At 71.8% G+C, this 9,774-nt stretch carries 8 protein-coding genes; 1 reads left to right on the forward strand and 7 read right to left on the reverse strand.

Features of this window, described 5'->3' with window-relative positions; translation table 11 throughout:
- Window position 1: 1 nt before the first annotated feature.
- The gene (locus AB0J91_RS19575) at window positions 2–2,083 is read right to left on the reverse strand and encodes a DUF6541 family protein (RefSeq protein WP_363870688.1); all 2,082 of its coding nucleotides are present in this window, start codon (window positions 2,081–2,083) and stop codon (window positions 2–4) included.
- 243 nt (window positions 2,084–2,326) lie between these two features.
- On the opposite strand from AB0J91_RS19575, the gene AB0J91_RS19580 reads away from it, so the two are divergent.
- Window positions 2,327–4,015, forward strand: coding sequence for a hypothetical protein (locus AB0J91_RS19580; RefSeq protein WP_363870691.1), 1,689 nt, complete (start codon window positions 2,327–2,329; stop codon window positions 4,013–4,015).
- A 37-nt stretch (window positions 4,016–4,052) separates the two neighbouring features.
- Here the strand turns inward: AB0J91_RS19580 and AB0J91_RS19585 are convergent, their stop codons facing one another.
- The 6 genes from AB0J91_RS19585 to AB0J91_RS19610 form a co-directional block, all read right to left on the reverse strand.
- Window positions 4,053–5,240, reverse strand: coding sequence for a Bcr/CflA family multidrug efflux MFS transporter (locus AB0J91_RS19585; RefSeq protein WP_363870694.1), 1,188 nt, complete (start codon window positions 5,238–5,240; stop codon window positions 4,053–4,055).
- Between the two features lie 171 nt (window positions 5,241–5,411).
- Window positions 5,412–6,911, reverse strand: a complete 1,500-nt coding sequence (locus AB0J91_RS19590; RefSeq protein ID WP_363870697.1) for an AMP-binding protein — start codon at window positions 6,909–6,911, stop codon at window positions 5,412–5,414.
- Window positions 6,912–6,976: 65 nt separating this feature from the next.
- Entirely contained in the window at window positions 6,977–7,753 is a 777-nt protein-coding gene (locus AB0J91_RS19595; protein WP_363870700.1) for an ABC transporter ATP-binding protein, read from the reverse strand.
- A complete protein-coding gene (gene cbiQ / locus AB0J91_RS19600) occupies window positions 7,741–8,508 on the reverse strand; it encodes a cobalt ECF transporter T component CbiQ (RefSeq protein WP_363870703.1) in 768 nt (255 codons plus the stop codon). The genes AB0J91_RS19595 and cbiQ overlap by 13 nt, the downstream gene beginning before the upstream one ends.
- Window positions 8,509–8,844 (reverse strand): PDGLE domain-containing protein, encoded by a 336-nt coding sequence (locus AB0J91_RS19605; protein WP_363870706.1) that lies wholly within the window; start codon window positions 8,842–8,844, stop codon window positions 8,509–8,511.
- Window positions 8,841–9,530: an energy-coupling factor ABC transporter permease gene (locus AB0J91_RS19610; protein ID WP_363794346.1), complete on the reverse strand. Its 690-nt coding sequence runs from the start codon at window positions 9,528–9,530 to the stop codon at window positions 8,841–8,843. Before AB0J91_RS19610 ends, AB0J91_RS19605 begins: the two co-directional genes overlap by 4 nt.
- Between the last annotated feature and the right edge of the window lie 244 nt (window positions 9,531–9,774).

The following is a 9,774-nucleotide window of genomic DNA, read 5'->3' on the forward strand; positions in this document are numbered from 1 at the left end:
GTCACCTCGTCGAGCCCACGACGACGGGAGGGCGTCCGGCCGGCGGCGCCGCGTCGAGCGTGCGAATCGCGTTCAGGTCCACCGAGTACACCGCGACCGTGCCGCTGCGGAACGCGGGACGGACCTCGGGCAGCGCTTCGAGGTTCAGCAGTCCAGGTGCCAGCCCGTACGACGGCCCGGAAACCCAGTTCTCGGGCGCTCCCGCCGAACTGATCGTCGGGGTCTTCGTGTCCACGTAGATCCAGGCGATGTCGAAATCGATCAGGGCGCGCCGCACGTAGCGGTCGGTCCGATACCGGTTGAAGTCCGCCAACAGCGCGTAGCTCGGCGGCCACGTGGCCGCGCCCAGCGTCAGCACGTTCACCACCGGCACGCCACCGAGGACGTAGAGGTAGGTCGACCCGTCGTTGGCGGAGTTCAGCACGCGCTGGCCGGGCAGCACGCGGGGAACGAGCCACCGGATCGCGGCGAGATCGTCCGGCGACACCCGCACGTACGGAGTCGGATTGCTGAACCGGCTGGCCACCGTGGACTGGCCGGTGCGCAGGTATCCCGGCAGAACGGCCACGCCGTAGGTCACCGCCAGCACCATCACCAGCCCGACCGCGGCCCACCGCCCTGCCGAGGGGCGCAGCGACGGCAGCCGCGGCAGCCGCCGCGCCACTGCCGCGGCCGTGAACACGACGCCCAACGCCGCGATGACCGGCACGAACAGGTTCAGGTGGCTGGAGATCCGAAACGTCGCGTTGTAGAAGTAGCGGGTGATCCCGGCCTCCCAGCCGCGACCGGGGCTGACGTACATGGCCACGACGACGATCGCCCACGCGCCCCACGTCGTGATCAGCCCCCACGGCCCTCCCCTGACCAGGATCGCCACCAATCCCGCCAGCAACAGCAGCATCACCGCGAACTGCCCGGCGCCCAACGGCACCGTGTCACCCGGGAACCCGTCGTAGGGGACCGCGAAAACCCGTCCCACCGCCTGCGCCAGCGTCTCAGCAGGTTTCTCCGACGGGAACGAGGTCACGGTCGCGCTCTGCGACAGCACTGCGGCGAGTCCCGGCAGTGACATCACCCCCGCCACCACGACCGCCGCCCCCACCGCGCGCACCCGCTCCTTGGCGAAACCCGCTCCGCCCCGCGTGAACAGCTCGCCCGCGCACCAGGCCACCAGGCTCACACCCACCGTCACGCCGGCGCTCGGGTGCACCGCCACGGCGCCCGCGCACGCGAGCCCGGCCGCCAGCACCGGGCCCGTTGCCAGCGGCATCGTCACGAGGGCGGCCACGATGCCCGGCGTCATCGCAAGCGCGGTCGCGTTCGGCAGCATCCCGCCGACGTGGTTGAGCAGGAACATGGGCTGCTGCAGGCCGATCGCCACCACAGCGGCCATTCCCCCGGCGAGCATCGCGATTCCGAAGCCCATTCGCGCTCGTCGGGCCGCCAGCACGCCCAGCGTCGCCACCGACACCGGCCACACCACCGCGCAGACCACGATGGACACCGCGTTCAACCCGACCACGGCATCCCCGGCGAACCGGGCCACGACCGCCGAGAGCAGGTGCAGCCCCGCCGGATACGGCTGAGCGGGTGCTCCGGTGAGCAGGTCGGCCGGGAGCAGCTGCCAGGGAGCGCCCCGCCCGGTGCGTTCGATGAAGGCCGTCAACGTCGTGTGCACGACCATGTCGTGCTCCTGCGGCAGGGTGCGGAGCGAACCCATGCCCGCCAACCACGACCGCACGCCTGCCGCGATGGCGCCCGCGACCAGCACGACGCCGCACGCCGCTCCGGCCACCTCGACCGGCCGACGCCGCGGCCCGGTCAACGGCTTGCGGGGACTCCGCCACCGCACCCCCACGCCGACCAGCGCCACCAGACCGACGACCAGGCCGAGCGGACCCGGTCCGAACGGGACGCCGATCAGCGCGCAGCCCATCGCCGTCAGCGATGCGATCCCCAACGAAATCGGCGGCGCCACCCCGGCGAACCAGCTCACCCGTCTCACCCGGGCCGCCAGCAGCACGATCGCGCCGGGGACGAACAGCACCGACGTCGCAACCGCGAGCACCCACAAGGTCTTCACCGTGTCCCACCTGCGTTGGCTGCGTCGCCGGGAGTGTCCCGGCGACGTACGTCGCACGTCACCGCAATCGACGACGGCTCTGATCACGGCACAGGCAAGCTAAACCAGAGCGGTCGTGATCGCAGTCCCAGAACCGGTGCCCGGACGAGTGATCGAGCGTTCGCGCGCACCCCGCTTCGAAACTAGCGTCGCCACGAAGCAGCCGCGCAGACATGTCCGTTCACTACTCAAAAGAGGGTATCGATGGCCAAGACGCTGGCCGATCGCTCCGCACCGGCACGCTCACTCCGCACGACGCTGCGGCACCGATCGGCTTGGGGCCCGGTCCTCTCCGTCGGCTGCGGCACCGCGTTGATCGCCGTGCACGCGCGCGCCTACGGTTCCTGGCTCATCGACGACGCGGCCATCACGTTCGCCTACGCGCGAAACCTCGCGAGCGGAGCGGGCCTCGTGCTCCAGCAGGGCGCGATGCCGGTCGAGGGCTATTCCAACCCGACGTGGCTGGTGCTGCTGACCCTCGGCCGGGCACTGGGCCTGTTCGATTCCGGCACCTTGTTCGGGGTTCCCGACTACGTCGCCTTTCCGAAGCTGCTGGCGCTCGGCTGCTGCGCGGGCGTGCTCGTCTGCTGCTACGCCGCCGCCCGGCCGCTGACCTCCCGGGCCGCGTGGGCTCCGCTGGTCGCGGGCGCGGTCCTCGCGGCGCTGCCGTCGTTCGTGATCTGGAGCTTCTCCGGTCTGGAGAACCCGCTGTACGCGCTCATCACCGCGGCGCTGGCCACGCTGCTGCTGCGAGCGAGTCTCGCCGGAACGCTGCTGCACCCGCGCATCGCCGCAGCGTCGGGAGCGCTGGCGGTGCTGGCCGCGATGACGCGACCCGACGGCGCGCTGCTCGCCGCCGCGTTCCCCCTGCTCGCCGTCTGGTGCGCGCGCAGCGCGGCGATCCGCGCGATCTTGATCTCCTGCGCGTCCTTCATCGTCCCCTTCGGACTCTTCCTCGCCTGGCGGTTCGTCCACTTCGGAATTCTGGTGCCCAACACCGCCGTCGCCAAGGGAGGGATCGCGCTCGGCGCGCCTCAACTGGACCGGCTGCGCGAGCTCCTCTCCTACCCCGGATGGCCGGCCACCGTCGCCCTCCTGATCGGCGTGGTGGTGCTGGGGCGTCGTCGCGAGCACCGCGCCGCGCTTCCCGCGCTGCTGATCCCGCTGGTCCTCGCGGTCCTCGCCTACACCCTGCTGCCGGAGGACTGGATGAGCCAGTACCGCTTCGCCACCCCGGTCTGGACGCTCGCCGCGCTGACCACGGCGCTGGTCGTCACAGCCGGCCTCGCCGGTCAACGCAGCCGGTGGCGCGTCGCACTGGTGCTGGTCGTCGTGCTCGCCGGACTCGTCGGCGCACCGCGGCTGCATCGCGATGCCACGGCGTTTCGCGCCGCTCCCGATGTGCCGCTCTGCTCGATCACCGAACGCTACGGTCACGTGCCCGACCGCTACGCCGATCTCCTCGGCCTGCGCAGCGGAACCCTGCTCGTCCCCGACGTCGGCGGCACGGCGTTGACCAGCCGGCTCCGCATCGTCGACCTCGCCGGGCTCACCGATGCGGCGATCGCCGAGCACCACCACCGCGGCGACATGCGCGGCCTGCGCGACCACGTCTTCGACCGCGCACGCCCGACGATCATCCACGCGCACGGGCACTGGAGCGCGGCCACCGGCGTCCTCGGCGATCCGCGGCTGGCCCGCGACTACGTGCTCGTCCACGCCGACCAGGCCCTGGCTCCCAACCAGGACTGGATTCGCAGGGAGGCCGTCGCGGATCCCGCGCTGCTCCCGGCTCTGCGCGCCGACGCCGGGCGCCACATCGACGAGATCAACCACCGCGATGCCACCGTCCCGACCCGCGACTGCGGACCCGTCCTCCGGGTCGGCCGCTGACGCCCTCCCTTCACCGGAGGGGAGGTGTCAACGCGGCTCAGGTTCGGGCGCGGCCCCTGGTGAGCACCGCGAACACCACGACCGCCGAGACCGACAGCGCGCCCATCACCAGGCCCATCGGGACCGCGGTGTCCGAGCCTGCGATGCCGACCAGCGGGGAGACCAGACCGCCGATCATGAACTGCAGCACGCCCAGCAGCGCCGAGGCGCTCCCGGCCGTCTCGCGGTGCCCGGACAGGGCGAGAGCGGTGGCGTTCGGGAACACCAGGCCGATGCTGGCCACCGTCACGAACAGAGCAGGGAGCAGTGCGAGCAGCCCCAGGCCCAGCAGCGTCGACACGGCCACGGAAACGCCGCCGAGGGCGTTGCAGCTCAGCCCGATCGCCAGCAACCGCCGCGAGTCGACCTTGCCGACCAGCAGCCCGTTGATCTGGCCCATCGTCACGATGCCGATCGAGTTCACGCCGAAGACCAGGCTGAACATCTGCGGCGAGAGGTGGTGGACGTCCTGCAGCACGAACGACGAACCGGAGATGTAGGCGAACATGGCGGCGAAGGCCAGCGCCGCCGACAGCGCGAAACCGGTGAACTTCCGGTCGCGCAGCAGTCCGCCGAAGGTGCGCAGGGTCTGCGGCAGGCTGCCGGGACGCCGCCCCTCGGGCGGCAACGTCTCGGGCAGGGCCAGCAGGGCGGCGACCAGCAGCGCGGCACCGATCGCGCACAGCGTCACGAACACCCCGCGCCACGAGGTGACCCGCAGCAGCTGTCCTCCCAGCACCGGCGCGAGCACCGGGACCACACCGTTGACCAGCATCAGCAGGGAGAAGAACTTCGCCAGCGCGACGCCGGAGAACAGGTCGCGCACCACGGCTCGCGCGATCACGATGCCGGCCGCTCCGCCGAAGCCCTGCACCAGCCGCAGCGCGGCCAGCGCGTAGGCGGAGGGCGCGAGCGCGCAGGCCAGCGAGGCGAGGGCGAAGACGACGACACCGATCAGCAGCGGGCGGCGTCGACCGTAGGTGTCCGACAGCGGACCCATCACCAGCTGCCCCAGCGCGAGCCCGATCGTGCAAGCCATCAGCGACAGCTGCACCTGGGAGGCGCCCGCGTGCAGCTCGCCGGAGATGGCCGGGAGGGCGGGGAGGTACATGTCCATCGACAGCGGCCCGAACGCCGACATCCCGCCCAGGATCAGCGCGTACTTCCCGCGCGACTGCTCTGACATCCGCCCTCGATCGTTCGCACCGCGAATCAGTTCGGCTCAACGGTAACCCGCGGCGGAGCGCCCTCGCGATGAGTCGTTCATCGCACCAGGCGGCGGTTTTGGTCCGAACCGACCGGACGAAGAGGACTTCGATCACGGACGCTTCGGACGAGAACCGCCCGGTGCCCGTGCTCACCGCCCCCAGAGCGGCCCTTGCCAGGTGGAGGTGGCGCGCAGGTCGCGCTTGAGGAGCTTGCCGCCGGGGTTGCGCGGCAGCGGCCGCTCGCTGAGGTGCAGGAACTGGGGGATCTTGAAGTCCGCCAGGTGCTCCCCGAGATGAGCCAGCAGCCGTTCGGCGTCGAAGGTGTCGTCGGCGACGATCACCGCGCCGACCTTCTCCCCCATCACGTCGTCCGGCACCCCGACGACCGCCGCCTCCACCACGCCCGGCGCGGCCGCCAGGGCGTTCTCGACCTCCACGGAGTAGACGTTCTCGCCGCCCCGGTTGATCACGTCCTTGGCCCGGTCGACGACGTAGACCAACCCGGCGTCGTCGACGCGGGCGAGATCACCGGTGCGCAGCCAACCGTCGACGAACGTCGACGCGGTGGCCTCGGGCTTGTTCCAGTAACCGGCGACGACGTTGGGTCCGCGGATCAGCAGTTCGCCCACGCCGGTGACCGGGTCGGGCTCGTCCAACGCCACGTCGACCACGGGCGCAGGGAACCCGACCGAGTCGGCGTGGGCGACCGCGTGCTCGTGCGGCAGGAACGTCGAGATCGACGAGGTCTCGGTCAGCCCGAAGCCGTTGCCCACCCGCGCCCGCGGGAACGCCGCTTTGATGCGCTCGACCAGCGCGGGCGCCGTGGGAGCGCCGCCGTAGGAGACGTGCTCGACCGAGGACGTGTCGAACTCCGCGAAGTCCGGTTGCTTGAGCGCGAGCGCGTAGATGGCGGGCACCGTGGTGAACAGGTTGATCCGCTCCTCGGCGATGATCCGCAGGAACTGGCGCACGTCGAACGACGGCATCACCACGGTCGATCCGCCGTAGGAGAGCTGCAGCAGCAGCTGCGTGTTGCAACCGGTGACGTGGAACAGCGGAACGGACACGAGGTTTCGCGTCCGCCAGCCGTTCTCGACGTCGATGCCCTTCACCCGGCACACGTTCTCCACATTGGACAAGAAGTTCTCGTGGGTGGTCATCGCCCCCTTGGGGCGCCCGGTGGTGCCGCTGGTGTAGAAGATCGCCGCCACCTCGTCCCGGGCGAGGTCGTCGACGGCGGAGGGTGGTCCGTCCGGCAGCGGTGCGCCGGGGTGGAAGGTGAACGCCGCGCCGGAATCGGCCAGCACGTAGTCGACCTCGGGCTTGGCGAAGCGGGTGTTGACCGGTACCGCGATCGCGCCGGCCAGCTGCGTGCCGAGGAACGCCAGCACCCAGTCGACGCCGGCGGGAAGCAGGTTGGCCACGCGGTCGCCGCGGGAGATCCCGGCCGCGCGCAGCCCGCCGGCGATCCGGGCGGCCCCGTCCCACAGCTCCCGGTAGGTCACGCGCCCGCCGCCGACCTCCACCAGCGCTTCGCGGTCGCCGAACCGCTCGACCGCGCCTCGCAGCATGTCCACCAGCGACTCGGCCAGCCCGGTGTAGCGGGCGATGCCTCGTTCGTCGCGTTCGATGCCGGACCTGTCGAACATCGCCTGACCTCCCCGTCGCGCGGACCGTGATCACGGTCACTCGCCGGATGGCGGGGGTCAAGCGGTCACGGCACGCGGAACCCGAACGGAAGTTCCAGCCGGTGCGCCGCGAGCAGCTCCTCGTCGGCGAGCAGTTCGGCGGTGGAGCCGTCCGCGACCACCCGGCCGTCGTCGATGATCACGCTGCGCGGGCACAGCTGCAGCGCGTAGGGCAGGTCGTGGGTGACCATCAGCGTCGTCCCGCCCACGGCGAGCAGCACCTCCGCCAGCTCGCGGCGCGCGACCGGTTCCAGGTTCGCCGAGGGCTCGTCGAGCACCAGCAGTTCCGGGCGGCACGCCAGCACGGCGGCCAGCGCGACGCGTTTGCGCTGGCCACCGGAAAGGTGCAGCGGTGAGCGGTGGGCGTGCTCGGTCATCCCGACCGCGTCGAGGGCCTCCTGGACGCGTTGTTCGAGCTCGGCGCCGCGCGCCCCGAAGTTGGCCGGTCCGAACGCGACGTCCTCCCGGACGGTGGGCATGAACAGCTGGTCGTCGGGGTCCTGGAAGAGCAGGCCGACGCGGCGGCGGATCTCCTTGAGGTGCCGGGTCTCCACCGGCATCCCGCCCACCGAGATGCTGCCCGCCGTGGGCCGCAGCACGCCGTTGAGGTGCAGGGTCAGCGTCGTCTTGCCCGCACCGTTGGGGCCGAGCACGGCGACCCGCTCCCCCGGCTCGACGCGCAGGTCGACGTGGTGCAGCGCGCGATGCCCGTCGGGGTAGGCGTGCGCCAGACCGGTGATCTCCAGCGCGGGTGCGGTCACCGCTTCGCGGAGCCCGGCGGGCTGCTCGGTCACGCGGTCCACAGCGACACCCCCAGTACGACGGCCGCTGCGGCGGGCGCGGCCAGGCCCGTGCTCCAGGTCTTCCACGAGGTGCGGCGAGCCGGTTCCAGCTCGGGCATCTCGCCTTCCCAGCCGCGCGAGACCATCGCCAGGTGCACGCGCTCGCCGCGCTCGTAGGAGCGGATGAACAGGCTGCCGACGCCGCGCGCGGTCGCCCCGACCTGCCACAGGAACCTCGGGTCGTGCCCCCGGGAGATCCGCGCGATGCGCATCCGGCCGGCTTCGGCGACGATCACCTCGGCGTACCGCAGCATCAGGGTGATGATGGTGATCACCAGCTTCGGCGCGCGCAGCCGTTGCAGGCCGAGCACGATCTCGCGAGGCGCGGTGGTGGCCGCCAGCAGCAGCGAGGTCCCGAGCCCGAGCGTGCCCTTGACCATGATGTTGAACCCGGCCAGCAGTCCTTCGGTGGACAGCGCGAGGCCGGCGACCTCCGTGCTCGGGCCGCCCGCGGTGAACGGCAGCAGCAGCGCCAGCACCACGAACGGCACCTCGATCAGCAGTCGCGCGGCCAGCCAGCGCGGCGGGATGCGCGCGATGGCGGCCAGCGCGGCGAGCAGCACCGCGTAGCCGCCGAAGGCCCAGAAGATCTCCCGCGGCGTGGCCACCACGCACAGCACCAGCAGGAACGCGGCGGTGATCTTCACCTGCGGGTCGAGCCGGTGCACCGCCGTGTCACCGGGCAGGTGCAGGGCGTCGGCGTGCCCGGTGCCCACCTACGCCTCCTCTGATCCGGAGCGGCGACGCAGCCCCCAGAACAGGCCGCCCGCCGCGAGGAGGGTGACCACCGCGCCGATGACCCCGGCGACACCGGTGAACCTCTCGTCACCGCCGACGGCGTAGTCGGCCAGCGGTCCGTCGGCCAGGGCGTGGTCTCCGGCGTGCTGGGCGATGCAGTTGCCCTCCAACGACTCGCCGCGCTCGGTCTGCACGACCGAGCAGCCCTGTTGGGTGACGGCGTCGAGACCGTCGGGGTCGGAGTCGGCGAAGTAGGCGACACCCCCGGCGACGGCGAGCACGACCAGGGCGAAGATCAGCAGAAAGCGCTTCATCGGGCGACCTCCTCGCGCCGGGCACCGCGCAACAGGTGGACCAGGTCCGGCCGGGCCTTGGCGACGGCGCCGACCGTGGCGGCGGTGATCAGACCCTCGCCGAGCCCGATCAGGCAGTGCACGCCGATCATCGCCACCGAGACCGTCGCCAGGCCGAACCCGGCGGCGCCGCCGATGGCGTACTCGACGAGGAACCCGCAGGAGGCGGCCACGGTGTTGACCCACGCCGCGATGAACGCGGTGGCCAGCAGACCGGCCCGGCTGCGGGTGGCCAGCTTCCGCAGCGCCAGCGCCACCAGGTAACCGACGGCGGTGCCGATCAACGCCATGTTCGTGATGTTCGCGCCGAGCATCGTCAGGCCGCCGTCGGCGAACAGCAGCGACTGGACGACCAGCACGATCGCCACGCACAGCGCCCCGACCCACGGGCCGGCCAGAATGGCGGCCAGCGCACCGCCGAGCAGGTGCCCGCTCACGCCGGGCAGCACCGGAAAGTTGATCATCTGCGCGGCGAAGACGAACGCCGCGACCAGCCCCGCCATCGGGGCCGTGCGGTCGTCCAGATCGGCCCTCGCGCGCACCAGCGCCACCGCCAGGCCGGCTATCGCCACGACGGCGAACAGGACCGCGGTGCGGGCGTCGAGCAGCCCGTCGCTCATGTGCATGGCGAGCGTCGTGGTCGGCACTGGGCTCCCTCTCCTGCGAACCGGTGTTCCCCGATGGAACAACCGCCGGTCAAGGGTAGTTGCCGATCACCCGCTATCACCAGGTCCTGGCAAGAGGTGCTCGTCGCAATCAGGCCGAAAAAGCCGTCGACCCGGGTGCACCACCCGGGGGGGGGGCGCAAGAGGGGGTTATGTGGTATTGGGTGGGGCGGATCCGCGGGGGGCGCCCGCGCAACCCCCGCCGCCCGCGGCGCGGCGACGAGGT

The organism is Saccharopolyspora sp. NPDC049357, from assembly GCF_040677225.1.
In the GTDB taxonomy this organism is placed as follows: domain Bacteria; phylum Actinomycetota; class Actinomycetes; order Mycobacteriales; family Pseudonocardiaceae; genus Saccharopolyspora.

Bases quoted from the DNA above. Each gene is read 5' to 3' on its own strand.
- AB0J91_RS19585 (WP_363870694.1), bottom strand. From the start codon at position 5,240: ATGTCAGAGCAGTCGCGCGGGAAGTACGCGCTGATCCTGGGCGGGATG.
- AB0J91_RS19580 (WP_363870691.1), top strand. From the start codon at position 2,327: ATGGCCAAGACGCTGGCCGATCGCTCCGCACCGGCACGCTCACTCCGC.
- AB0J91_RS19590 (WP_363870697.1), bottom strand. From the start codon at position 6,911: ATGTTCGACAGGTCCGGCATCGAACGCGACGAACGAGGCATCGCCCGC.
- AB0J91_RS19605 (WP_363870706.1), bottom strand. From the start codon at position 8,844: ATGAAGCGCTTTCTGCTGATCTTCGCCCTGGTCGTGCTCGCCGTCGCC.